At 54.2% G+C, this 22,447-nt stretch carries 23 protein-coding genes and 2 tRNA genes; 15 read left to right on the top strand and 10 right to left on the bottom strand.

The features are described from left to right. Nucleotides 1-375 precede the first annotated feature (375 nt). Complete coding sequence (locus E0E17_RS13985) at nucleotides 376-1,050, top strand: DUF4396 domain-containing protein (protein WP_130834643.1); 675 nt, start codon at nucleotides 376-378, stop codon at nucleotides 1,048-1,050. A 2-nt stretch (nucleotides 1,051-1,052) separates the two neighbouring features. On the opposite strand, the gene E0E17_RS13980 is transcribed toward E0E17_RS13985, so the two are convergent. Then, complete coding sequence (locus E0E17_RS13980; protein ID WP_130834642.1) at nucleotides 1,053-1,751, bottom strand: extensin-like domain-containing protein; 699 nt, start codon at nucleotides 1,749-1,751, stop codon at nucleotides 1,053-1,055. 292 nt (nucleotides 1,752-2,043) lie between these two features. Here E0E17_RS13980 and cycA point away from each other — a divergent pair, with 292 nt between their 5' ends. Beyond that, nucleotides 2,044-3,438 carry a D-serine/D-alanine/glycine transporter gene (cycA, locus tag E0E17_RS13975; protein WP_130834641.1) on the top strand — a complete coding sequence of 465 codons (1,395 nt, stop codon included), beginning with the start codon at nucleotides 2,044-2,046 and terminating at the stop codon, nucleotides 3,436-3,438. A gap of 203 nt (nucleotides 3,439-3,641) precedes the next feature. Here the strand turns inward: cycA and E0E17_RS13970 are convergent, their stop codons facing one another. Together E0E17_RS13970 and E0E17_RS13965 are read right to left on the bottom strand one after the other, a co-directional pair. Next, nucleotides 3,642-4,616, bottom strand: coding sequence for a metal-dependent hydrolase (locus tag E0E17_RS13970; protein WP_130834640.1), 975 nt, complete (start codon nucleotides 4,614-4,616; stop codon nucleotides 3,642-3,644). A gap of 282 nt (nucleotides 4,617-4,898) precedes the next feature. Continuing rightward, the gene (locus tag E0E17_RS13965) at nucleotides 4,899-5,063 is read right to left on the bottom strand and encodes a con-10 family general stress protein (RefSeq protein ID WP_130834639.1); all 165 of its coding nucleotides are present in this window, start codon (nucleotides 5,061-5,063) and stop codon (nucleotides 4,899-4,901) included. A 325-nt stretch (nucleotides 5,064-5,388) separates the two neighbouring features. On the opposite strand from E0E17_RS13965, the gene wrbA reads away from it, so the two are divergent. From wrbA to E0E17_RS13950, 3 genes are read left to right on the top strand one after another with little or no spacing between them, the layout of a single operon-like run. Then, entirely contained in the window at nucleotides 5,389-5,988 is a 600-nt protein-coding gene (gene wrbA, locus E0E17_RS13960; protein ID WP_130834638.1) for an NAD(P)H:quinone oxidoreductase, read from the top strand. A 20-nt stretch (nucleotides 5,989-6,008) separates the two neighbouring features. Continuing rightward, nucleotides 6,009-6,239, top strand: coding sequence for a YccJ family protein (locus tag E0E17_RS13955; protein WP_130834637.1), 231 nt, complete (start codon nucleotides 6,009-6,011; stop codon nucleotides 6,237-6,239). A 57-nt stretch (nucleotides 6,240-6,296) separates the two neighbouring features. Further along, nucleotides 6,297-7,673: an NAD-dependent succinate-semialdehyde dehydrogenase gene (locus E0E17_RS13950; protein ID WP_130834636.1), complete on the top strand. Its 1,377-nt coding sequence runs from the start codon at nucleotides 6,297-6,299 to the stop codon at nucleotides 7,671-7,673. A gap of 42 nt (nucleotides 7,674-7,715) precedes the next feature. Here E0E17_RS13950 and agp read toward each other — a convergent pair whose 3' ends face one another. From agp to E0E17_RS13935, 3 genes are all read right to left on the bottom strand, one after another. Further along, nucleotides 7,716-9,284: a bifunctional glucose-1-phosphatase/inositol phosphatase gene (agp, locus tag E0E17_RS13945; protein ID WP_130834635.1), complete on the bottom strand. Its 1,569-nt coding sequence runs from the start codon at nucleotides 9,282-9,284 to the stop codon at nucleotides 7,716-7,718. 271 nt (nucleotides 9,285-9,555) lie between these two features. Continuing rightward, nucleotides 9,556-9,643 (bottom strand) — tRNA-Ser (locus E0E17_RS13940). A 97-nt stretch (nucleotides 9,644-9,740) separates the two neighbouring features. Further along, a tRNA-Ser gene (locus tag E0E17_RS13935) sits at nucleotides 9,741-9,828 on the bottom strand. Nucleotides 9,829-10,049: 221 nt separating this feature from the next. Here E0E17_RS13935 and yccA point away from each other — a divergent pair. Together yccA and tusE are read left to right on the top strand one after the other, a co-directional pair. After that, nucleotides 10,050-10,706, top strand: coding sequence for an FtsH protease modulator YccA (gene yccA, locus E0E17_RS13930; RefSeq protein WP_130834634.1), 657 nt, complete (start codon nucleotides 10,050-10,052; stop codon nucleotides 10,704-10,706). A 112-nt stretch (nucleotides 10,707-10,818) separates the two neighbouring features. Further along, nucleotides 10,819-11,145, top strand: a complete 327-nt coding sequence (tusE, locus tag E0E17_RS13925; protein WP_130834633.1) for a sulfurtransferase TusE — start codon at nucleotides 10,819-10,821, stop codon at nucleotides 11,143-11,145. A gap of 1 nt (nucleotide 11,146) precedes the next feature. Here tusE and yccX read toward each other — a convergent pair whose 3' ends face one another. Beyond that, complete coding sequence (yccX, locus tag E0E17_RS13920) at nucleotides 11,147-11,425, bottom strand: acylphosphatase (protein WP_130834632.1); 279 nt, start codon at nucleotides 11,423-11,425, stop codon at nucleotides 11,147-11,149. Nucleotides 11,426-11,511: 86 nt separating this feature from the next. On the opposite strand from yccX, the gene rlmI reads away from it, so the two are divergent. Both rlmI and hspQ read left to right on the top strand, forming a co-directional pair. Further along, nucleotides 11,512-12,702, top strand: a complete 1,191-nt coding sequence (rlmI, locus tag E0E17_RS13915; protein ID WP_130834631.1) for a 23S rRNA (cytosine(1962)-C(5))-methyltransferase RlmI — start codon at nucleotides 11,512-11,514, stop codon at nucleotides 12,700-12,702. Nucleotides 12,703-12,762: 60 nt separating this feature from the next. Next, nucleotides 12,763-13,080: a heat shock protein HspQ gene (gene hspQ / locus E0E17_RS13910; RefSeq protein WP_130834630.1), complete on the top strand. Its 318-nt coding sequence runs from the start codon at nucleotides 12,763-12,765 to the stop codon at nucleotides 13,078-13,080. A 28-nt stretch (nucleotides 13,081-13,108) separates the two neighbouring features. On the opposite strand, the gene E0E17_RS13905 is transcribed toward hspQ, so the two are convergent. Continuing rightward, nucleotides 13,109-13,531: a CoA-binding protein gene (locus E0E17_RS13905; protein WP_165446230.1), complete on the bottom strand. Its 423-nt coding sequence runs from the start codon at nucleotides 13,529-13,531 to the stop codon at nucleotides 13,109-13,111. Nucleotides 13,532-13,711: 180 nt separating this feature from the next. Here E0E17_RS13905 and E0E17_RS13900 point away from each other — a divergent pair, with 180 nt between their 5' ends. After that, nucleotides 13,712-14,350: a DUF2057 family protein gene (locus tag E0E17_RS13900; RefSeq protein ID WP_130834628.1), complete on the top strand. Its 639-nt coding sequence runs from the start codon at nucleotides 13,712-13,714 to the stop codon at nucleotides 14,348-14,350. Between the two features lie 79 nt (nucleotides 14,351-14,429). Beyond that, the gene (locus tag E0E17_RS13895; RefSeq protein WP_130834627.1) at nucleotides 14,430-14,888 is read left to right on the top strand and encodes a methylglyoxal synthase; all 459 of its coding nucleotides are present in this window, start codon (nucleotides 14,430-14,432) and stop codon (nucleotides 14,886-14,888) included. 7 nt (nucleotides 14,889-14,895) lie between these two features. On the opposite strand, the gene helD is transcribed toward E0E17_RS13895, so the two are convergent. After that, nucleotides 14,896-16,950 (bottom strand): DNA helicase IV, encoded by a 2,055-nt coding sequence (helD, locus tag E0E17_RS13890; RefSeq protein WP_130834626.1) that lies wholly within the window; start codon nucleotides 16,948-16,950, stop codon nucleotides 14,896-14,898. A 126-nt stretch (nucleotides 16,951-17,076) separates the two neighbouring features. Here helD and E0E17_RS13885 point away from each other — a divergent pair, with 126 nt between their 5' ends. Continuing rightward, nucleotides 17,077-17,520: a YccF domain-containing protein gene (locus E0E17_RS13885; protein WP_130834625.1), complete on the top strand. Its 444-nt coding sequence runs from the start codon at nucleotides 17,077-17,079 to the stop codon at nucleotides 17,518-17,520. A gap of 9 nt (nucleotides 17,521-17,529) precedes the next feature. Further along, nucleotides 17,530-19,665 (top strand): YccS family putative transporter, encoded by a 2,136-nt coding sequence (yccS, locus tag E0E17_RS13880; RefSeq protein ID WP_130834624.1) that lies wholly within the window; start codon nucleotides 17,530-17,532, stop codon nucleotides 19,663-19,665. Here the strand turns inward: yccS and E0E17_RS13875 are convergent. Further along, nucleotides 19,662-20,291, bottom strand: coding sequence for a TfoX/Sxy family DNA transformation protein (locus E0E17_RS13875; protein ID WP_130834623.1), 630 nt, complete (start codon nucleotides 20,289-20,291; stop codon nucleotides 19,662-19,664). The two genes, yccS and E0E17_RS13875, sit on opposite strands and share 4 nt — an antisense overlap. A gap of 210 nt (nucleotides 20,292-20,501) precedes the next feature. On the opposite strand from E0E17_RS13875, the gene sulA reads away from it, so the two are divergent. Both sulA and ompA read left to right on the top strand, forming a co-directional pair. Next, complete coding sequence (gene sulA / locus E0E17_RS13870; protein ID WP_130834622.1) at nucleotides 20,502-20,996, top strand: SOS-induced cell division inhibitor SulA; 495 nt, start codon at nucleotides 20,502-20,504, stop codon at nucleotides 20,994-20,996. A gap of 348 nt (nucleotides 20,997-21,344) precedes the next feature. Continuing rightward, the gene (gene ompA / locus E0E17_RS13865; protein WP_130834621.1) at nucleotides 21,345-22,409 is read left to right on the top strand and encodes a porin OmpA; all 1,065 of its coding nucleotides are present in this window, start codon (nucleotides 21,345-21,347) and stop codon (nucleotides 22,407-22,409) included. Nucleotides 22,410-22,447 lie beyond the last annotated feature (38 nt).

The raw sequence follows: 22,447 nt of genomic DNA, 5'->3' as shown, positions 1-22,447 counted from the left end.
CTTGCTGCGCTTAAGTTTAGAATAGGATTTTTCCCATGGAGATTCAATCGTCATATTCATTGGAAATGCTCAACTAAGCATTCACAGTTAAGCTGCGTTATTAAGCAAAAATGCAAACCTGAAAATATCTCTTTGTAAACAGTAGGTTAAATGAATAAATGCTTTCGCACCTGGTGGGAAAAGGGGATATTTGAAGGAAACTATTCCGTTTTTTTATGTTCCGTGGTGGATAAGTTTTCCGCTATCGCACTTTCACGCTACTCTTAACGTAAGCCATGCTACAGCAACAACGGCAAAAATTGAGGTCCACAGCGCCGCTGTCTTGACTGGCAAGCCTTGTTACGAACGCCATTTTTGACCAAAGCAGGATGAATCATGTTGAACTCATGGGCTCTACCTTTGCTGGTTTTAGGGGGCTGCACCGCCCTGATGATAATAAAAGATGTTGTTCGCCACCCTCACCCTGTGGCAGTGATGAATATCGTCTGGCCACTTACCGGTTTGTATATGCCTTTTCTGGGATGGCTCGCGTGGTGGTATCTGGGACGCAAACCCGGTTATCAGTTAAAACTTTTCCTTATTATGTCGCCAAAATTACCTCGCTACGCCAGTTGGCAAACCATTTTTATTTCTACTTCTCTTACCGCTGCGGCCTGCATTGCTGGCAATGTCATCACTCTTTTCCTCACAGCGCTGTTTGATCATTACCTCTTTTTTGTTCCGCTCTGGTCAGAAGCTATTTTTGCTTTGTTACTGTCTTTGTTTATCGGCCTTTTTTTCCAGTTTCTTATCATTCGACAACGTGAAAATATTTCATCGGGACGATCGTTTTTGCTGGCGATAAAAACGGGAATGTTTCCGTTGCTGGTTTATCAGACAGGCATTTTTATCTTTATGGCACAGGCATTAAAATTTGTTTTGAACCAGCAAATTAATCCACTCCTGATCACCTTCTGGTTTATGTTGCAGCTGGCGATGATGGCTGGCTTTTTATTCTCCTGGCCCGCCAACCATTTTCTAATTAAGCGCGGACTTAATCCTGCTGTCTGAATCTAGCGACAATAACCCGCTCCGCGCATGCCTAAATGAAAATGCGTCGCATGCGCCGCGTTATAATCAGGACCAAGAGTATTGCCAAAACTTTGACATCCGTTACGCCACAGATCATGCAGCAACCGCGATGCAGGATCGGGTTGCCGCCAGTGTTTTTTCACCTCAAGCCACTGGCCGTTACGCAGCTGAAACGCAGTGACGTCCCAGGCATCGGCGGTAGCGTGTTCGCTTAACCGTCCTTTCTGACGATGATAGATATTCCGGCAGGCATAGCTGCCGACATGAGCTATACGGGCAAGAGGACTGTTAAATTCACTTTGTTGGGTCAGCGCGCTACTGCGCAGGACATACATCGTACTGGCTACCGCCAGCGGGCAACTGGCCAGAAAACTGCTGCTGAGAGTGACGCTGCCGAAGCGTTGAATCCGCAGTGGTTTTTCCAGCGGGCAGCCTCCGCTCAGCGGGGGGACTTCGCGCCAGGTGACCCATCCTGTTTGCTGCGCCTGTTGCATAACAGCAAGACAGGCCGCCGGATCTTTCTCCAGCCGCTCCAGCTTAAAACGCGTCATCCAGCCCGGCGGATCGGTAACAGAAAGCGGAGTAAAAGGATTGTAGGCGGCGGGAAGATGCTGCTTAAGCCAGGGCAGGCTCCACCAGCCGGCAACGGCTAAAACCAGTAGTAAAACAAGGGATCGCATCACTTACGCCTTTTATCTGTTCCTTTTCCTGAACTGAAAGTGTAGAGCGGTTGCCAGTTTCGCGCGTTGCTTTATCATGACGCGTATTTGGTAAATACCGCACCGCGCGCCAGCTGGCGGCAGATGTAAATTTTTTCTGCCAGCGCAGCGCAGGCTAAAGGCGGACATCGTTTAAAAAAAGTTACCGGACAAAAGCCTACTTCCACTATCTTATGCCCTTTGGGCCGCACCCGCAGACGTCAATGAACAGCCAGCAGAGCTGACACCACATCACAACAGGAAAGACATTTTTATGGTTGATCAATCGAAAGAGGCACTTCTGACGCAGGAGAGCCCCGCGAAGCTCCAGCGTAATCTGCATAACCGTCATATCCAGCTTATTGCCATCGGCGGGGCTATCGGAACCGGACTGTTTATGGGATCGGGTAAAACCATCACTCTTGCCGGTCCGTCGATCATTTTTGTTTATATGATTATCGGCTTTATGCTGTTTTTTGTGATGCGCGCCATGGGCGAGCTCCTGCTTTCTAATCTGGAGTATAAATCCTTCAGTGATTTTGCCGCCGACCTGTTAGGTCCCTGGGCGGGTTACTTCACCGGCTGGACCTACTGGTTTTGTTGGGTGGTGACCGGTATTGCCGATGTGGTCGCCATCAGCGCCTACTTCCAGCTATGGTTTCCTTCTTTCTCCATTGTCATGAGCGCGCTGCTCTGCGTGGCGGTCTTCCTGACATTAAATATCGTCACCGTAAAGCTGTTTGGTGAAATGGAGTTCTGGTTCGCCATTATTAAGATCGTGGCGATTGTGGCGCTCATCGTGACAGGTGTTGTACTGGTCACGCTGCATTACCCTTCTCCGGGCGGCGGCGGCGCGGCATTAAGTAATATCTGGGATCAGGGCGGGCTCTTTCCGAAAGGCATGAGCGGCTTTTTTGCTGGCTTCCAGATCGCGGTGTTTGCTTTTGTGGGTATTGAACTGGTGGGTACCGCCGCCGCTGAGACACATAATCCTCATAAAGTCCTGCCCCGCGCGATTAACGCTATCCCATTGCGCGTGATTATGTTCTATGTGCTGGCGCTGCTGGTGATTATGGCTGTGACGCCGTGGACGGAAGTAAAAGCCGATCGCAGTCCCTTTGTTGAGATGTTCGTCCTGATTGGTCTGCCTGCCGCCGCCAGTATCGTTAACTTTGTGGTCCTGACTTCGGCCGCCTCCTCAGCCAACAGTGGCATTTTTTCTACCAGCCGCATGCTGTACGGTCTGGCGCAACAGGGGGTTGCTCATCGCCGCTTTGGTCGTCTTTCTGCCCGCGCGGTACCGACCACTGGCCTGTTTTTCTCCTGTCTCTGCCTGTTAGGCGGTGTCGCTCTGATTTACCTGATCCCCGATGTGATGACCGTTTTCACCCTGGTGACCACGGTGTCCGCGATACTGTTTATGTTTGTCTGGACCATTATTCTCTGCAGCTATCTGGCCTATCGCAAAAAACATCCGCAGCGTCATGCCAACTCACAATTCAAAATGCCGCTGGGTAAAGTGATGTGCTGGGTCTGCATGGCCTTTTTCGTTTTCGTGCTGGTACTGCTGACGCTGGAAGAAGATACCCGCCAGGCGCTGATGGTGACGCCGCTCTGGTTTGCATTGCTGACTATGGGTTGGCTCTTGCGCCGACGTCATCAGGGTTAACAGGCTAAGCCCGGCTGTCAGGCCGGGCTTTTTATTGCCAGCTTAAAACCACGTCCTGCGGGCGTGGTCATCAATACGTTTTGGCTCTGCCTTATCGTCTCTGGATTTGAATCTTACGGAACAGGCAGAGACTGCTTTTTAAGGTTTTTGGTACACCCCTATGGGGTGCAATCAAAGCCGCCTTCTATGAAGGCGGATTTTTACTACAGTCGGGAGCGGAGTTTGTTAAAGGCATTGCTGAAATCGGGACGCGGTGAAGGAATGCGTTCAGGATGGACAGCAGGCTGCTCCGGCGATCCCAGATCGAAAGTAAAGGTATAAGCAGGCTCTTCTCCCATACGCAAATCGGCAATCAGCAGACGCCCGTCCCGTTCACGTAACGCGTAAAATCCGTGGCTGAACCAGGCGACGCGCTCTGCATACCAGTCCCCTTTCACTTCACGAAATAAACTTTCTCCCCGCGCCTGCCAGCTCACCTCCAGCGCACGGTGCGGCGACAGCAACGACCAGTAGCCTTCACCATAGCGCCCGGGCACCATCACCACAATACGCCATACCAGAGTGTTAAATGCCGTGGGCGTGACCAGCACTTTGTCGGCAGGGATCCCCTGACGTACCAGTTCATTCCTGACCTGCCAGGTGGCGACCCCCTGGACCAGCACGCTCCAGACCAGATAAAGCGTGCTCAGCGTCAGGCCGATACGGTTCCAGCGCAGACCGGCAGCACCTCTGCGCCACAGCGCGACAACGAGACAAATCAACAGCGGCAACGTGTAGAGCGGATCGATGATGTAAATACTGCCGATGGCGTAAGGGTAATCCGTCACGGGCAGGCCGAGCTGAGTGCCATAAACAGTCATCAGGTCCAGCAAGGGGTGCGTAATCAGCGCCAGCCAGACAGCCAGCCACCACGCCTGCCAGCCCGATTGCTGACGGAACACGCCAGCAATAAGCCAGGCCAGCAACGGTGATACCAGCGTCAGCCAGAGCAGCGCATGGCTTTCCGTACGGTGCAGCGTCATGTTCCGGATGGCATCGCCATGATCCAGAAACACATCAAGATCGGGCAAAGTGCCACAGGCCGCGCCCACTAACGCCGACTGCCATAGCGGGACGCGCCGTCCCATCGCGGCCATGCTGACCGATGCGCCAAGTACCAACTGCGAGACTGAGTCCATGTTTCCGCCCTGTTTCCCTTGCTGTGAAGATGCGTTATCGGTTGATAATCGTAATTTATTCGCGTTACGCATGGCATTCAATCGCTATGCGCGGCACAGCAGGGTGCTGACACTCAGATGGCCCTGCTGGCGGCGGAAAATAGACAAAAAATCAGGCTAATGCGCAGGGATAACTCAGCAGGCAGTGTCATTATTCACGGCTGGAAAATGGCAAGAGAAACGTTACCGCCGGGAAAACCCGGCGGCTGAAGAGCGTCAGGGGTGGATTCCCCTCAGACAGCATTAAGATTTACCGCTGCTTTTTCCTCCTTTGGCACCCGCTACTGACGCGCGCTGTGGATTATTTTTAAAATTACCACCGCTTTTCTGGCCGCCTTTACGGCCAGCCTCGGCTGCTCTTTCCCGATTTTCTGCGAAATTACCTGATCCTCCACGATGTTGTGCCATCTTTTCCTCCCGTAGAGTATGAACCTCATGCGCAGGCGCTTTTTATCTGGCCGTTCAGTAAAAAGCGATGGCTGAAGCAGGCATGAGAGCAGCTTCAGTCATACTTTCAGGGTAGCCAATATCTCTCCATCCCGGCAGTCAGCGCGCTTAAAACGCAAGCAATGCACTATAAAATCATATCAACTCCATATTTTATTTCGGCGAGTCACCCTGTCGCTGCTACGCCGCCGGGCATCTTATATTTCTGATGGCACAGGCGTTCAGCCACACCGGCAAAGCTCTTCTATACTTCTGTTACGTTTTTCACTCTGTCAGGAAAAGAACTATGGCCAAAATTCTGGTGCTCTACTATTCAATGTATGGACATATTGAAACCATGGCACAGGCAGTGGCGGAGGGCGCCCGTAAAGTGGAGGGTGCCGAAGTCACCGTAATGCGTGTGCCGGAAACCATGGATGCAGAACGTTTCGCTCAGGTGGGCGGTAAAACCCACCAGGCCGCGCCTGAAGCCAAACCAGAAGATTTGCCGAATTACGACGCCATTCTGGTAGGCACCCCTACCCGCTTCGGCAATATGTCCGGGCAAATGCGCACCTTCTTCGATCGCACCGGGGGTTTATGGGCCGCTGGCGCCCTGTATGGCAAACTCTCCAGCGTATTTACCTCTACCGGCACGGGCGGCGGTCAGGAACAGACCATCACCTCTGTCTGGACCACGCTGGCCCATCACGGCATGGTGATCGTTCCTATCGGTTATGGCACTCCGGAACTTTTTGACATTGCACAGGTACGTGGCGGTACGCCCTATGGCGCGACAACGCTGGCAGGCGGAGACGGCTCGCGTCAGCCTACGGAAGCAGAATTAAATATTGCCCGCTATCAGGGTGAATACGTCGCCGGACTGGCGGTAAAACTGAAAGGATAATCCCACAACAGGAGATCTTTATGGCTACAGATCCATCGAAAGCGCATAAAATTGGCGAATGGGCGACTTTACGCCAGACATCCCCGGAAATTGCAGAAGCCATTTTTGAGGTGGCGAATTACGATGAACAGCTTGCCGAAGGCATCTGGGAACAACAAGGGAACGATGAGGTTCTGTTCCGCGCCTTTGATAAAACGGATGAAGACGTGCTGATCTGGGATGGTAAACAGGTAGAACGGAAAAATGTTTAAGTCTGAGGCGGGATTTTCCCGCCTCAGCCCTTTTATTCGCTGACCAGGGAGTGCTGTATGTCAACGTATCAGAGTATCAATCCCGCCACTAATCAGCTGTTGAAAAGCTGGCCTTCCCACGATGCCGCCTGGGTGAGTCAGGCGCTGGATCGCGCCGACCGTCTCTTTCACTCCTCCTGGAGCAAAGGGGATATCCAGCCGCGCCTGCAGGTACTGCACAAACTGGCTGAGCTGTTAGAGAGCCGGGTAGAAGAACTGGCCACTATTGCCAGCCGGGAAATGGGCAAGCTGATTGGACAGAGCCGGGGAGAAGTTAAAATCTGTGCGCAGATCGCCCGTTACTATGCTGAACACAGCGCCACGTTTTTGCAGCCGCAGCGTTATCCCAGCGAGCTGGGCGAAGCCTGGGTGGAATACCATCCGGTGGGGACACTGGTTGCAGTCGAGCCCTGGAACTTCCCTTACTATCAGCTGATGCGGGTGTTAGCGCCTAACCTGGCGCTGGGTAATCCGGTTCTGGCGAAGCATGCCAACAATGTGCCGCATTGCGCTGACATGTTTGAAAAACTTGTCAGAGAAGCGGGCGCGCCCGAAGGTGCCTGGACCAATCTGTTTGTTTCGAACGAGCAGATCGCTGAACTGATTGCCGACGATCGGGTACAGGGTGTGGCGCTCACCGGATCGGAGCGCGCCGGCAGCGCTGTTGCTGAGCAGGCGGGCAAGCATCTGAAAAAGTCGACACTGGAGCTGGGCGGTAACGATGTTTTTATGGTGCTGGATGATGCCGATCTTGCCGAAGCGGTGCGCCAGGGGGCGCAGGCGCGGCTCAGCAACTGTGGTCAGGTCTGCACCGCCGCCAAGCGTTTTATCCTGCATAAAAACATTGCAGAGCCTTTTATGGCGCAATTCACCGCGGCCCTGCAGTCGGCCGTGCCTGGCGATCCGCTGGATGAAAAAACGACGCTGGGCCCCCTCTCCTCGCAGGAAGCGCGCGATCGGCTGGTGAAACAGGTGGAAGACGCGATTCAACATGGCGCAGAAGTGGTGTGCGGCGGTAAGGCTATTGAGGGAGCAGGCTGCTATTTTCAACCGACCATCCTTACTCATATCACCCGGGATAATCCGGCGTTTTACCAGGAGTTTTTCGGGCCGGTCGCCCAGGTCTACGTGGTTGACAGTGATGCTGAGGCTGTGGCGCTCGCGAATGACTCCCGTTACGGTCTTGGCGGCTCCGTCTGGACACGCGATATTGCCCGTGGCAAGAAAATCGCCTCGCAGATTGAAACCGGAATGGTGTTTATCAATTCCCAGAGCGATACCGCCGCTGAGTTACCCTTTGGCGGTATCAAACGCTCAGGTTATGGCCGTGAGCTCTCTGATTCAGGCATTAAGGAGTTTGCGAATCATAAGCTGGTGGTGATTGCCAGACAATAAATGGAAAAGCCCCGCCATAGCGGGGCTTTATTCCCTGCGCGCTTAACTTGCTGATGCTTCAGCAGACTGCGCTTGTTGCCCGCTCTTCTCTTCTGCTTTTGGCTGCGCTTCAGCTTTTGGTTGTACTTCGGCTTTTGGTTGTACTTCGGCTTTTGGCTGCGCTTCAGCCTTTGGTTCCACGGCTTTCGCCTTATCTGCGCCCTGCGCTTCTTCCTTTTTAGCGGGCGTCGCGGCTTCTTTGCCCGCTGCAGCAGGCTTTTCTTCCGCCGGTTTGTCAGCGGCCTTGTCCTGTTGCTGTGCTTTTTCATCGCCAGGCGCGGCAGCAGGCTGTGGCGTTACCTCAGCAGTAACGGACTGCAGCGGCGTGCCCTGCAGCGCTCCGTTGAGCACCTGCACAAACTGATCCCAGCTGCAATAGCCGTTGGCATCGGTCGGGCAGCCTTCCAGCTGCAGCGTGACGCGTTTCGGCGGATTCTTCAGGCTCAGCACCTCAGCGTTACGTAGCTGTTCTGCAGTCTGGTAGACATACTCGATTTTCAGCAGGTCTTTATCCGTTTTGCCATCATGCCAGCGTTCGAAAACCACCTGACCACCAACAGGCGTATTTTCATACTGCCCCGGCAGCTCCCAGGGTTTCGCCTGTAGCGCCGTCATCAGTGAGGCAATGTTGGAATCGTGTCCGACCATCAGGGTGACTTTCGGCGCACTGTCTTTATCCTGATCCACCAGCAGGCTACGGATATAATCCACCAGCGGCGCCGCAACTTCACGTGCTACCTCAGGCGTGGTAAAGAGCACGTCCTGATAGCTGTTTTTGATGGCTGATAACGTTTTCCACTGCTCCGGGGTTTTAATCTGGCCCCAGGCGACCTGCTCCAGCGGAAAGCCCTCGTAATATTGCAGCGTAAAGGCATCCATTAAAGAGTTACCGGTTTTCAGCGGCCCGCTGACGTTCGGCTCTTTGCCGTTATCTGCCGTAAAGATGTTCTTACCGCTGCTCAGGTCACACTGCTTTTTGTTATTGCAGGCTGGCGCAGATTTATAATCAACCATCTTCTCCAGCTGCTGAAAAGCGGGTTTTAACGCCAGCTTCTCATTAGCAGCGGTCATTGCCGCCAGCGCTTTTTTATTGAACGCTTCACTGTCGTTGGTGATCACCGGATTAAATACCGGATCCATGGTGCCCATGGCATCCTGATGAGTCACCGGGATATCGCATCCCGGAAAAGCGCCATTGATAAAGAACTGAGCCGTCGCCACCGTGCGTTGCAGGCTATTGGCATACACGAAAACGTTACGGGGATCGGGACAGCTGCCGTTCTGTACCAGTCCCTGTCGGGCCAGCCACTGGCGCGTATAATTACCCATATACACTTCCAGCACGCCGCCTTTGGTAGTGAGCTGACCGCCCGGAACGTCCCACTGTGGCCAGTTTTTCTTCGTTGACTGCTCCAGCACGCTGCCATTATCAGCGAGCGGTGCGCGTAAATTGTGTCGGCTGAGCAGCAGAACCTGCTGCAATTGCATATCCCCTTCAGCCGCCTGTGCGGAGACGCCAGGCGTTAACGCCGCTATCACCGATAATGCGCAAAGACTCAGTTTCTTGATCATTGTGCCTATTCCATTAATTCATTAGAGAAACATTCTGGCTTTCAACCGATTAGCTCGCCACAGAGCAGGTTATGCCACAGTGTAACTCAGCTCGCCTCGGAAAATCGCCAGATGTTTGCAAAAACAGTGACAGGACTATAGCAAAGATGCCAGCCAGCCGTTGAGACACGGCAGCAGTCGGAAAAGTGACAGGATGTTTTTCGGAATTTCTACCGCAGCGGGCAATACAGAAAACAAAAAGGCCAGCACGCTGTGCTGGCCCTGAATATGATGGCGGAGGAGGAGAGATTCGAACTCTCGGATGGTTTCCCATCGGCGGTTTTCAAGACCGCTGCCTTAAGCCACTCGGCCACCCCTCCGTATGCTGGCAATGCCAGTTGTTGCTGCACGGGCAATACCCGTGAGCGCGCAAATGCATCTCATTTGCGGCTTCATTATCCACACTGCGATAAGAAGTGGCGGAGGAGGAGAGATTCGAACTCTCGGATGGTTTCCCATCGGCGGTTTTCAAGACCGCTGCCTTAAGCCGCTCGGCCACCCCTCCGCAATGACGCGCACTATAAACATCCCCCCGGAAGATGTAAAGCCTGCCGCGCTTCATTTGCCTGAAAAACAGCCAAAAAGTCACCTTTCGCCGTCAAATTCACCATTCTGATTAACCTGACAGCAGATCAGCGCGTAAAGAAGGGTAAAACGGCTTTCCCCTTACCCGGCCGCTTCGTATGCTCAATGCATAAAATTGTGTTCTGAGCACAGGAGCGCCTTATGGACAGAATAATTACTTCTTCACGTCAAGATTCGCTACTCAGCACCCATAAAGTGCTGCGTAACACCTATTTTTTACTGGGCCTGACGCTGGCCTTTTCCGCCGCCACCGCCACCGCCAGCACCCTGCTTGCCCTGCCCGCGCCGGGTTTAATCTTAATGCTGGTTGGCTTTTATGGTCTGATGTTCCTGACCTATCGTCTGGCTAACAGCCCGGCAGGTATTCTGGCGGCCTTCGCCTTTACCGGTTTTCTCGGCTACTGCCTCGGCCCCATTCTCAGCGCCTACCTGACGGCGGGTATGGGTGATGTCATTGCCCTGGCATTAGGGGGAACCGCGCTGGTGTTCTTCTGCTGTTCCGCTTATGTCCTCACCACCCGTCGCGATATGTCTTTCCTCGGCGGTATGATGATGGCGGGCTTTGTGGTGCTGTTAGTTGCGGTGATTGCGAACCTGTTCCTGCAATTGCCTGCTCTGCATCTGGCGATCAGCGCACTGTTTATCCTGTTTTCCGCCGGTGCCATTCTCTGGGAAACCAGCAACATTATCCACGGTGGTGAAACCAACTATATTCGCGCGACCGTCAGCCTTTACGTCTCGTTGTACAATATCTTTGTCAGCCTGCTAAGCCTGCTGGGCTTTTCCCGCAATGACTGATAGCGTCAGTCACCGCTAAAATGCTTTTCCCGGCCCCGCTTCGGCGGGGTTTTGCTTTTTCTGCCCCGCCATTTTGTTACTATAGACCCCGGTAATTGAGTGAGGTACTAACGTGAATTTTGCGGGTAAAGAGATTGCGGTTGACGCAGAAGGTTATTTAAAACATCGGGAAGAGTGGAGCGAAGCGCTGGCCGTTTATCTTGCGGCCCAGGAAGGTATCGAGATGAGCGAAGCGCACTGGGAAGTGGTTCGTTTCGTTCGTGACTTCTACCTCGAGTTTAATACCTCACCAGCGATTCGTATGCTGGTGAAAGCGATGGCGCAAAAATATGGCGCGGAGAAAGGCAACAGTCGCTATCTGTTCCGCCTGTTTCCGGAAGGGCCCGCCAAACAGGCGACGAAAATTGCCGGTCTGCCTAAACCGGCAAAATGCCTTTAACTCAGTGCGTGCTGAAGCCGCGCGGCGCTTCGTCAGGCTGATGCGGTTCCACCAGCACCTTGTCAACGCGTGCGCTGCCCGGCCCACCGGCCCTCAGCCATGCCAGGAGCGCATCCACCTGCTCCTGTTCGCCACAGGCCATCACTTCGACGCTGCCATCATGTAAATTACGCGCGTATCCCTGCAAACCAAGCTGCCTGGCCTGCGACTGGGTGCTGTAGCGAAAACCCACGCCCTGGACTATGCCGTGCACCCAGGCTTTAATACAGGTTTGTGCCATCCTGTTCTCCTTTAGCTTGCTCGTTGCTTTTTTCAGGTATCCGCCGGACAATGGCGCCTCTTTTTTTCAGGTAAGCATAGCAAAATATGACCGCTCGATTGATTCTCGCCAGGGGACGTGAAAAATCCCTTCTCCGCCGCCATCCCTGGGTCTTTTCAGGTGCCGTTGCGCGTCTTGAAGGTAAAGCCCAGTCCGGCGAAACCGTAGACATTTGTGACAGCAACGGAAAATGGCTGGCGCGTGCCGCTTATTCACCTCAGTCGCAAATCCGGGCGCGTGTCTGGAGCTGGCAGGCAGAAGAATCGATCGACATTGCGTTTTTCATTCGGCGCTTCGGGCAGGCACAGCAGTGGCGCAGCTGGCTGGCGCAGCAGGATGGTCTCGACAGCTATCGCCTGATTGCAGGCGAATCAGATGGACTGCCCGGCGTCACTATCGATCGCTTTGGTCACTTTCTGGTCTTACAGCTGCTGTCCGCAGGCGCGGAGTATCAGCGTCCGGCGATTCTCACTGCCTTGCAACACTGCTTTCCTGACTGCGCTATCTATGACCGCTCTGACGTCGCCGTGCGCAAAAAAGAGGGGCTGGAACTGACCCATGGCCCGGTCAGCGGCGAACTGCCGCCGCCACTGTTGCCCATCACCGAGCATGGCATGAAGCTGCTGGTCAACATTCAGAGCGGCCATAAAACCGGTTATTACCTCGATCAGCGTGACAGCCGCCTGGCCACGCGCCGTTATGCCCAGAATGCCCGCGTGCTGAACTGCTTCTCTTATACCGGGGGATTTGCGGTTTCCGCGCTGATGGGCGGCTGCCGTGAAGTAATCAGCGTCGATACCTCACAGGATGCGCTTGATGTGGCGCGGCAGAACGTGGCGTTAAATGGTATGGATGTAGCGCGTGCGCAGTTTGTGCGTGATGATGTATTTAAGCTGCTGCGCAACTATCGTGACAGCGGTGAAAAATTCGATCTGATCATCATGGATCCGCCAAAATTTGTCGAAAACAAGAATCAGCTGGCGGGCGCCTGTCGCGGTTATAAAGACATCAATATGCTGGCCATGCAACTGCTCAATCCGGGCGGTATTCTGCTGACCTTCTCCTGTTCCGGTTTAATGGCGACCGAGCTTTTTCAAAAAATTGTCGCGGATGCCGCTGTGGATGCCGGACGTGATGTACAATTTATAGAACAGTTCCGTCAGGCCGCCGACCATCCGGTCATTGCCAGCTATCCGGAAGGCTTGTATCTGAAGGGCTTCGCTTGTCGCGTACTGTGACTTGAAAATACTTGCCTTGCCCCCATACAGGAGACAGGGCAGTTCTTTTCGGAGGTCACTATGATTGCCAGTAAATTTGGAATTGGTCAGCAGGTAAGGCATAAACTTTCTGGCGTGTTGGGTGTGATAATTGACGTCGATCCCGAGTATTCACTCGATACGCCGAAACTGGAAGAGGTTGGTGGTACCGAAGCGTTACGTACCACGCCCTGGTACCATGTCGTGATGGAAGATGAAACCGGTGAGCCTGTTCACACCTATGTGGCGGAAGTGCAACTGGCGGGAGAAATCAACAGGGAGCACCCCGAGCAACCCTCGATGGATGAGCTCGCTGCTTCAATCCGTCAACAGCTTCAGGCGCCCCGTCTGCGCCACTAACCACCAGTAGCAGAAGTGTCCGCGCGCGTTACGCCTGCGGCTTTGTTAATCCCAGTCGCGGTATCTCCATTTTTGGGCAGCGATCCATAATGACCGTCATGCCCGCATCCCGGGCCAGTACCGCGGCCTGTTCATTTACCACGCCCGATTGCAGCCAGAGCGTTTTTGCCCCGATGGCAATCGCCTCTTGCGCTACCCCCCACGCAGCTTCGGAATGACGGAAAACGTCCACCATATCGACCTGGCCCGGAATATCCGCCAGGCTGGCGTACGCGGTCTGCCCCAGCAAGCTTTTCCCCGCCAGTTTCGGACTGACCGGGATCACTTCATACCCCTGACCGAGCAGATATTTCATCACCCCATAGCTGGGACGTTCGGGTCGATCGCTGGCACCTACCAGCGCGATGCGTTTGGTGGAGGTCAGCACATCACGAATCAGTTGATCGTTCATTATTGGCTCCTTCTTACATTCGCCTCAGTGTAGATGATCAGGCGCACAGGTATGAAACTACCTGTGCAGAAAACTTTGCGCTAATGCACGAACAGATATGTTAAAATGTAAATGCGCTGCCATAATGTAAGAATTTGATACATTCACCTGTTCTCTGACGCCCTCTTCCCGGGAGATGAAATGAAGCTGTCACTGGCTGCTACGTGTTTATTCACTTTACTCGTAACAGCACCCTGTCACGCCATTACGTTAAAGCTTGATCCCGAGATCGAGCTGCTGGTGCTGGATGGGCGTAAAATTTCCGGCTCGCTACTGAAAGGCGCAGACAGCCTTGAACTCGAGCGCGGAGAGCATCAGTTTCTGTTCCGGGTGGAAAAGGTACGCGAAAATCAGCAGCGCCCGACACCAGATTACCGTTCCGTGCCGTTGATCGTCACCTTTACTGCCGAAGCAAAATCGATCCGTATTCGCCTTCCGGCGCTGGAAAACCGCCGTGAGCGCCTGCATTTCGATCGTGAATTCGCGTTTCAGGTGGTCGATGGCGACGGGAAAGAGATCCGCAGTAAACGCGATCGACTCTATAACGACCTGCAGGGGGATTATGAACGGGCAATGGAACGCTACAACCGCACCGGGAAAATCGCTTCCGTGCCGCGTTTTGCAAAAAACATTACTGCCGCCCCTGATACCCGCTTAGCTGCCGATCTGGACTGGGCACAGAGCAGCGAGCTGGCTTCGCTGCAGATGTGGTTCCATCGTCTGGATGAAGCGACCCGCCAGCGTTTTCTCGCCTGGGTAAAAACGTTACGCACAAGTTGATGAAAAGTAAACGACAGGGGTAAACTCGTCCGCTACAACTCTATCCAGATAACTTTCATTTTTTATTCAGGACGACGTTATGGATCAAACCCTCCGCACCCTTGGCGAACAAAAACATATCGCACTTGTCGCCCACGATCACTGTAAAGCGGCATTGCTGGAGTGGGTCAGCCTTAATCAGCCAGCGCTCATTCAGCATGTACTGTATGCCACAGGCACCACCGGCAATCTGATTAATCGCAGCACCGGTCTGGAAGTCAAAGCGATGCTGAGCGGTCCGATGGGCGGAGATCAGCAGGTCGGCGCCATGATTTCGGAAGGTAAAATCGACGTCCTGATCTTCTTCTGGGATCCCCTCAATGCCGTTCCGCACGATCCCGATGTGAAAGCCCTGTTGCGCCTGGCCACCGTCTGGAACATTCCGGTGGCCACCAATCGTGCTACCGCCGATTTTATCATCCAGTCACCGATGTTTTCCCGGGCGCTGGATATCAGCATCCCCGATTATCAGCGCTACCTGGCGGAACGTCTGAAATAGTCTGACCTCAGGCTTTACGCAGCAGCGGAACGCCCAGGTCGCGGAAATCATCGACAAAATCAGAGGGCTGTTCACGGTCGTAAAGCAGCCAGACCTGCTGACGCGCCCGCGTCAGCGCCACATAAGCCAGTCGCCGCTCCTCAGCGTGCGGAAAATCTTCCGGTTGCGGCAACAATCCCTGTTCGATAATGGATTCGCGCGTCGCCGCCGGAAAGCCCTCATCCCCCTGCTGTAAGCCCAGCAAAATCACGAAATCAGCCTGTTGTCCTTTGCTGGCATGAATGGTCATAAAGTCCAGCTGGAGCTTCGGCCATTTGGTCCGGGCTTTCTCCATGATCGCCGGCCGCAAATAGTGATAGCGGGCCAACAGTAACACGCGCTCATCCGGTCTGGCGTAGCCGCTGAGCTTATTTAACAAAGGTTCAAGCTGCTCCTGCGGCAGCAGCGCAATCGCTTTTTTTGTTCCTTTCGTCACGCTGTTCAGCGGCTTACGTAGCTGATGGGGATTCTGCTGAATAAAGCGGTTAGCTATCTCCCCAATACGATCGTTAAACCGGTAGGTGGTATCCAGCACGCAGCGGTCGCCTTCACCAAAGTAGTGATGAAAGGCGGTGGTGAGCGTCATCTCGGCACCGCTGAAGCGATAGATCGCCTGCCAGTCATCGCCCACCGCAAAAAGCGCCGTCTGCTTGTTTTGCTGACGCAGTGCCTGCAGCAACGCAGCCCGCTGCGGGGAAATGTCCTGGAACTCATCCACCAGAATCTGTTTCCAGGGACTGATAAAACGCCCTTTTTCCAGAATGTTAATCGCCTGATGGATCAGGCCGGAAAAATCGACCGCCCCCTCCTCTTTTAATGCGTTTTTCCAGGCTTTCAGCAGCGGTGCCATCAACCTGATACGTTTACTGAAGAGATCACGCACCTCATCCGGCACGTCGGCAATCATTGCGGCCTGGGCGCCGCCATGCATGCGCATCAGGCCCAGCCAGCGTTCAAGACGGCTCGCCAGACGTTGCGCCAGCGCCTGATCCTGCCAGAAAGCGCCTTCCGGCACCGTCCACTGCAGTTCATCACGCAGCCACTGCCGCCAGCCGTTCGCCTGCGCTTTTTTCTCGCTGCACTGCTGCCGCCAGGTGTCGATCAGCAGCGTGCGCCGCGCCTCCGCATCGCTCTCCAGCTTGCTGATCGCTGGCTGCTTGCTGCTGCCTTCACGAATGATATGCAGCGCCAGCGCGTGAAAGGTTCTCGCCTGAATCGCGCAGTCGCCCAGCCGCGTCCGGATGCGATCGTTCATCTCTTCCGCCGCCTGGCGACCAAACGCCAGCAGCAGTATCTGTTCCGGCGCCGCCAGCTTACGTGTCATCAGCCAGCCCGCCCGGGCCACCAGTACGGAGGTTTTGCCACTGCCGGCACCGGCCAACAACAGCAGCGACTCTTCGCCGTTAACCACCGCTTCGCTTTGCGCCCGGTTCAGTGGCGTTGACTCAACGCGGGCAAAAAAGTCGTGATATTGTGTCAGCATATTATCCGTCCAGCGACGATTGCGCTCACGCAGCGCGGCTTCGCCCTGCTCCAGCCAGTACTGGCAGGTCTGCCAGCTGGCACGGCAGTTCTCAAAAGAGGCTATCCTCGCAAGCGGCAGCGGTAAGGCGTCAAACTGTTGATGGATCATCTCAGTGATCGCCCGCAGTTCGCTGCGTCTTAACCAGCGATCCTGCTGTTCGAAGGCCTGAATGCGCGTCACCACGCTGGTTAATACCTCGCTGCAGACCTCGCTCATCTCCTGACTCCACTGTTGCCAGGCCTGCTGCAGATAATGATAAAAACGCTGGGTTTCCTGCCATTCCGTGCCGTGCAGGCGCACCACTTTTTCCGCCGGCAGGGTGAACTCCAGTTCCCCCCAGACCACGCCGCGCTTACAGGCGATATCCAGCAGTTGGTTAAAAGGGATGAGATATTCATGTTTATCCCCGCTGACCTCAACGCCAGCAGCCAGCAGACGCACACGATGATAAGGATGTTGAGCAAGACGTTTGCCCATTGAGGTTGCTTTGAGTTCCATGAACGCGAGCCATCACCAGGGAAGTAGAATTAAGGTCAGTTTACCCGTCAGACCTTTGGCACTCCAGCCTTAAAACAAGCTACACTAGGCGACACATCTTGCGGAATGCAAAAGGAAAAGATCTTTATGCGCACGGTCTTAAACATTCTTAACTTTGTCCTCGGTGGCTTTTTTACGACGCTGAGCTGGCTGTTTGCCACGCTGATGAGCATCGTGCTGATTTTTACGCTGCCGCTGACCCGCTCCTGCTGGGAGATCACTAAACTTTCGCTGCTGCCATTTGGCAATGAAGCCGTGCATGTCGATCTACTGCGCCCCGAAGGAAAAAATGCGGTAATGAACGCCGGTGGTACGCTGCTGAACCTGTTCTGGCTTATCTTTTTTGGCTGGTGGCTCTGCCTGGCGCATATTTCTGCCGGGATTGTGCAGTGTTTATCGCTGATCGGCATTCCGGTGGGCATTGCTAACTTTAAAATCGCGGCCATTGCCCTCTGGCCAGTAGGACGTCGAGTGGTGTCAGTTGAAGAGGCGCGTGCCGCGCGTGAAGCTAACGTCCGTCGCCATTATTGAGGCCACGCCATGATGAGTAATGCCTTACCGGGTTGGCGCCGTTACCTGTTTAACAGTGCATGGCGCTATTTACTGCGTATTTTCTTTGCACTAACCGGCTGTACTGCTGTGCCCTGGTTTTTAGGTCAGATCACCTGGACTATTCCGTTAACCCTCGGGGTCGTTGCCGCCGCGCTGGCCGATCTTGATGACCGCTGGACAGGACGGTTACGCAATTTGCTGATTACCCTGTTCTGCTTCTGCATTGCATCGGTCTCGGTGGAACTGCTGTTCCCCTATCCCGTGTGGTTTATGCTGGGACTGGCTCTCTCCACCTGGGGCTTTATCCTGCTGGGCGCGCTGGGACAGCGCTACGCCACTATCGCTTTTGGCGCCCTGTTGATCGCCGTCTACACCATGCTGGGAGTCACCCTGTTCAGCCAGTGGTATCTGCAACCCATACTGCTGTTGATCGGCGCGCTCTGGTATAACCTGTTGACCCTGATCGGCCACTTTATATTTCCGGTGCGTCCGGTACAGGAGCAGCTGGCAGGCAGTTTCTCTCAGCTTGCCCGTTATCTGGATGCCAAAGCGAATCTGTTTGATCCCGATGCCGGGAAGCAGGACGATGCCGCGCTGATTGAAACGGCAATGGCTAACGGCCTGTTAGTGGCGCAGCTGAACCTGACGAAAACCACCATCCAGAGCCGGTTGCGTGGCGATCGGGGCTCACGCAGCACGCGCCGCAGCCTGCACTACTATTTTGTCGCGCAGGATATCCATGAACGTGCCAGCTCCTCGCATCTGCAGTATCAGCTATTGCGTGATGACTGGCGCTATAACGAAGTGCTGTTTCGCTTTGAGCGGCTGTTAAATATGCAGGCCAGCGCCTGTCGTGAGCTGGCCCAATCGATTCTGCTGGGAGAACCCTGGCATCACGATGCCCGTTTCGAGCGCGCGTTCACCCATCTGCAGACCGCGCTGGAACGTTTGCAGCAGGCCGCTCCAGAAGAAGCCAATATACGCGCCCTCTTCTGGCTGCTGCGTAATTTACGCGCCATAGATGGGCAACTCGCCTCGATTGAATCAGAACAGGCCCTGAGCGTCACCTCGCCACAAAGCGATACCCTGCTTTCCCGGGAAGGACTGACAGGCTGGAGCGATGTCCGACTGCGGTTAAGCCGTCATCTTTCGCCCTCGTCGTCGCTGTTCCGCCATGCGGCGCGAATGACTATCGTACTTTGTATCGGCTATGCCTTAATTCAGCTGGCTGGCCTGGAACGCGGTTACTGGATCCTGCTGACCTGTCTGTTTGTGTGTCAGCCAAACTATAACGCCACGCGCCGACGGCTGGCGTTGCGTATCATCGGCACCCTGGCCGGTGTCGCCATCGGGCTGCCGGTACTCTGGCTGGTGCCCTCCTATGAAGGCCAGCTGATACTGATCGTCCTGACTGGCGTGCTGTTCTTTGCGTTTCGCCAGATACAGTATGCTCAGGCTACGCTGTTTATTACCCTGCTGGTCCTGCTCTGTTTTAACCTTCTTGGTGAAGGTTTTGAGGTAGCCTTGCCGCGTATTGTGGATACGTTGATCGGCTGCGCTCTGGCCTGGCTGGCCGTGGCCTTTATCTGGCCTGACTGGCGTTTTCGTCGTTTGTCGGTGGTTGCCGATCGGGCGCTGAAGGCGAACTGCCGCTATCTGGATGCCGTGCTGGAACAATATCATCAGGGCAAAGATAACCGCCTGGCCTACCGTATTGCCCGACGTGACGCGCATAATGCCGATTCGGAGCTGGCGACGGTGGTGTCCAACATGAGCAGTGAACCCCATACCCGGCAGGGGTTGCGCGAGGCGGCCTTCCGTTTACTTTGCCTGAATCACTCCTTCCTCAGCTATATCTCTGCGTTGGGCGCGCATCGCGAGCGATTAACTCAGCAGGATCTGCTGGCGTTGCTGATTGATGTGATTCGTTATGCTGAAGATGTGTTGCAGGCGCACATTGATGAGGAACAGGCCGAAACGATGCGGCAAGCGCTGGCCAGCCGCATCAGTCAGACTGACGTTGATCCTGAAACCCGGGCTCCGTTAGTGCTGCAGCAGACAGGGCTGCTGATTGGTCTGCTACCGGAGATTGCCCGCCTGCAGAAAACCTTGTCCGACGCCTAGCGCTGTAGCGGCTCCTGGGGTGTCTGTTGCCCGATGGTCTGCTGATACCATTCACTCAGTTCCGCCTTGATCGCTTGCGGCAAGGCGGCCTGATGCTGGCCTGATATGGCACCCTGCAGCGCAAACAGCGTTTTTAGCCCCAGATGTTTATTCAGCGCTTTCAGCTTCAGCCAGCTCTGCCGGGCCCCGACTTCGTGCAGGTGCTTAACGGTACAGATCCCTACCTGTCGTAACATCATCTCCATACGCAAACTCAGATTGGGGAGATCTTTGAGCCGCAGAGAACGCGTTTTCGCCTCGCGACTGGCGCGTGCCTCCTGCAACGACGCCCGGGACAATGCCAGTAAACGGTCCGGGTTTTGCCACAGACTTTCATCCACTTTGTAATAATCCAGCATCACCGGCATGCCGCGCTTGCGTGATACCAGCGGTACCAGCCTGCGATTAGCCCCGTAGCTGCGCAACGCCTCACTGGCACGCAGATAGAGCTCGCCTTCATTGACCAGTGCAAACACCACCTTCTCTACTGAAAGCGCATAGCCGCCAAATTGCGTACGTGACTCTATCTTGCCCAGCGCAGATAACTGCTGCCTGGACTGTTCAATGACCTGATGCGCCTTTTTCATGCCATCACCTCCCTGTCATAAAAATTAACCAAAACTCTGAAAAATCAGCCGGTTAAAAGATAGAAAAAACACGTTAGAGGTTCAATGAATAAATACGATTCTCATGGTTTTACTGCAGAAATTGCGAGACGTTTTCAGAAATTGAGGTTGATCTTTGGATATTAAGTCAGTACTGTATATTCATACAGTTCATCATTGAGTGATAACCCTATGCGTACTGAACTTATGAAAAAAGCTGGCCCCCATGCCCATTATGCATCGCCTTCCAGCCCGCGTTTATCCGCTGGATGGATCACTGAACTGAGCTATAGCGATCAACAACCGGGTATGATGCAAATGCTGCTTTTGCCGCTGCTGCAGCAGCTGGGTTTGCAATCACGCTGGCAGCTCTGGCTGACACCGGCCCATAAGTTAAATCGCCAGTGGCTGGTGCAATCAGGCCTGCCGCTGGAAAAAAGTATGCATATCGCTCATTCTGATCGTCACAGTACGGTGGATGCAATGAGCAAAGCATTACGAACCGGTAACTACAGCGTAGTGCTGGCATGGATTCACTATGAACTGAACGATGATGAACGTCGTCAGCTGGAGAAGGCGGCGGCGGAAGGTCAGGCGCTGGGGTTGATTATGCGCGCGACCGATTCCGTTAATCTGACCACACGACCAGCAAATCAGCTGAAAATTCACTCGACTTTGTTTCATTGAGTAAAATTGAGATTTATCTCAGGTCGTTTTTTTCCTGCGTTGCCGCTAACCCACTGATTCTTTTCCCTCCAGCTTTGACAAGGGGTTAGCGGAAATCCAGCGCTTTAATCTTTAATTTTTCCCCTGCCGCTTTGCTTAAAAGTGCATATAAACGGCTGTTTTTTTGCTGCGCTACATCACATCATACTTGTAAGTTTCCAATCTCGTTGTAGACTTTACCTCGCCAGGGTGCTCAATAACCTCCGTTTTTTCGGTAGAGTCATAAGCGAGCGTTTGGACCCGGCGAAGGATTACAACCAAGAGCAACGTTTTTGCTCATTGCCTATTTGGATGATAACGAGGCGCAAAATGAAAAAGACAGCTATCGCAATTGCAGTGGCACTGGCTGGCTTCGCTACCGTAGCGCAGGCCGCTCCTAAAGATGACACCTGGTACACCGGTGCAAAACTGGGCTGGTCTCAGTATCACGATACTGGTTACTACGGTAATGGTTACGTTGGCAACGATGGCCCGACGCGTGACGAACAGCTGGGTGCTGGTGCGTTCGTAGGCTATCAGGCTAATCCTTACCTGGGTTTCGAACTGGGTTATGACTGGCTGGGCCGTATGGCTTATAAAGGCAACAACGTCAACGGTGCGCTGAAAGCACAAGGCGTTCAGCTGGCAGCGAAACTGAGCTACCCGATTTATGATGACCTGGACGTGTATACCCGTCTGGGTGGCATGGTATGGCGTGCTGACTCCACGCAGAACAACAACGGTACCCGCATCAGCGACCACGACACCGGCGTTTCTCCGCTGGCTGCTGTAGGTGTTGAATATGCGCTGACCCGTGACTGGGCTGCCCGTCTGGACTACCAGTGGGTGAACAACATCGGCGACGCTGGCACCGTAGGTACCCGTCCTGATAACACCATGCTGAGCCTGGGTGTGTCTTACCGCTTCGGCCAGGATGAAGCTGCGCCTGCTCCGGCACCGGCGCCGGCTCCGGCTCCGGTTGTTGAAACCAAGCGTTTCACTCTGAAGTCTGACGTACTGTTCAACTTCAACAAATCGACCCTGAAACCGGAAGGTCAGCAGGCGCTGGATCAGCTGTACAGCCAGCTGAGCTCTATGGATCCGAAAGATGGTTCTGTTGTTGTTCTGGGCTTCACCGACCGTATCGGTTCTGACCAGTACAACCAGGGCCTGTCTGAGAAACGTGCACAGTCTGTTGTTGACTACCTCGTTTCTAAAGGTATCCCGGCTAACAAAATTTCTGCACGTGGCATGGGTGAATCCAACCCGGTTACTGGCAACACCTGTGACAGCGTGAAAGGCCGTAACGCCCTGATCGACTGCCTGGCACCGGATCGTCGTGTTGAAATCGACGTGAAAGGTATCAAAGACGTGGTAACTCAGCCTCAGGCTTAAGTTATGACGGATAAAAAACCCCGCTGCGGCGGGGTTTT

Origin of the sequence: [Erwinia] mediterraneensis (genome assembly GCF_900604315.1) — a bacterium.
GTDB classification, from domain to species: domain Bacteria; phylum Pseudomonadota; class Gammaproteobacteria; order Enterobacterales; family Enterobacteriaceae; genus Pantoea; species Pantoea mediterraneensis_A.
Note: the sequence above shows the minus strand (reverse complement) of the source record. Positions and strands in the feature narration are given on the sequence as shown.

Bases quoted from the DNA above. Each gene is read 5' to 3' on its own strand.
- helD (WP_130834626.1), bottom strand. From the start codon at position 16,950: ATGGAACTCAAAGCAACCTCAATGGGCAAACGTCTTGCTCAACATCCT.
- agp (WP_130834635.1), bottom strand. From the start codon at position 9,284: ATGATCAAGAAACTGAGTCTTTGCGCATTATCGGTGATAGCGGCGTTA.
- yccX (WP_130834632.1), bottom strand. From the start codon at position 11,425: ATGGCACAAACCTGTATTAAAGCCTGGGTGCACGGCATAGTCCAGGGC.
- E0E17_RS13895 (WP_130834627.1), top strand. From the start codon at position 14,430: ATGGATCAAACCCTCCGCACCCTTGGCGAACAAAAACATATCGCACTT.
- yccA (WP_130834634.1), top strand. From the start codon at position 10,050: ATGGACAGAATAATTACTTCTTCACGTCAAGATTCGCTACTCAGCACC.
- E0E17_RS13965 (WP_130834639.1), bottom strand. From the start codon at position 5,063: ATGGCACAACATCGTGGAGGATCAGGTAATTTCGCAGAAAATCGGGAA.
- wrbA (WP_130834638.1), top strand. From the start codon at position 5,389: ATGGCCAAAATTCTGGTGCTCTACTATTCAATGTATGGACATATTGAA.
- E0E17_RS13875 (WP_130834623.1), bottom strand. From the start codon at position 20,291: ATGAAAAAGGCGCATCAGGTCATTGAACAGTCCAGGCAGCAGTTATCT.
- hspQ (WP_130834630.1), top strand. From the start codon at position 12,763: ATGATTGCCAGTAAATTTGGAATTGGTCAGCAGGTAAGGCATAAACTT.
- sulA (WP_130834622.1), top strand. From the start codon at position 20,502: ATGCGTACTGAACTTATGAAAAAAGCTGGCCCCCATGCCCATTATGCA.
- E0E17_RS13970 (WP_130834640.1), bottom strand. From the start codon at position 4,616: ATGGACTCAGTCTCGCAGTTGGTACTTGGCGCATCGGTCAGCATGGCC.
- E0E17_RS13955 (WP_130834637.1), top strand. From the start codon at position 6,009: ATGGCTACAGATCCATCGAAAGCGCATAAAATTGGCGAATGGGCGACT.
- E0E17_RS13985 (WP_130834643.1), top strand. From the start codon at position 376: ATGTTGAACTCATGGGCTCTACCTTTGCTGGTTTTAGGGGGCTGCACC.
- yccS (WP_130834624.1), top strand. From the start codon at position 17,530: ATGATGAGTAATGCCTTACCGGGTTGGCGCCGTTACCTGTTTAACAGT.
- E0E17_RS13980 (WP_130834642.1), bottom strand. From the start codon at position 1,751: ATGCGATCCCTTGTTTTACTACTGGTTTTAGCCGTTGCCGGCTGGTGG.
- cycA (WP_130834641.1), top strand. From the start codon at position 2,044: ATGGTTGATCAATCGAAAGAGGCACTTCTGACGCAGGAGAGCCCCGCG.
- E0E17_RS13950 (WP_130834636.1), top strand. From the start codon at position 6,297: ATGTCAACGTATCAGAGTATCAATCCCGCCACTAATCAGCTGTTGAAA.
- ompA (WP_130834621.1), top strand. From the start codon at position 21,345: ATGAAAAAGACAGCTATCGCAATTGCAGTGGCACTGGCTGGCTTCGCT.
- rlmI (WP_130834631.1), top strand. From the start codon at position 11,512: ATGACCGCTCGATTGATTCTCGCCAGGGGACGTGAAAAATCCCTTCTC.
- E0E17_RS13905 (WP_165446230.1), bottom strand. From the start codon at position 13,531: ATGAACGATCAACTGATTCGTGATGTGCTGACCTCCACCAAACGCATC.
- E0E17_RS13900 (WP_130834628.1), top strand. From the start codon at position 13,712: ATGAAGCTGTCACTGGCTGCTACGTGTTTATTCACTTTACTCGTAACA.
- E0E17_RS13885 (WP_130834625.1), top strand. From the start codon at position 17,077: ATGCGCACGGTCTTAAACATTCTTAACTTTGTCCTCGGTGGCTTTTTT.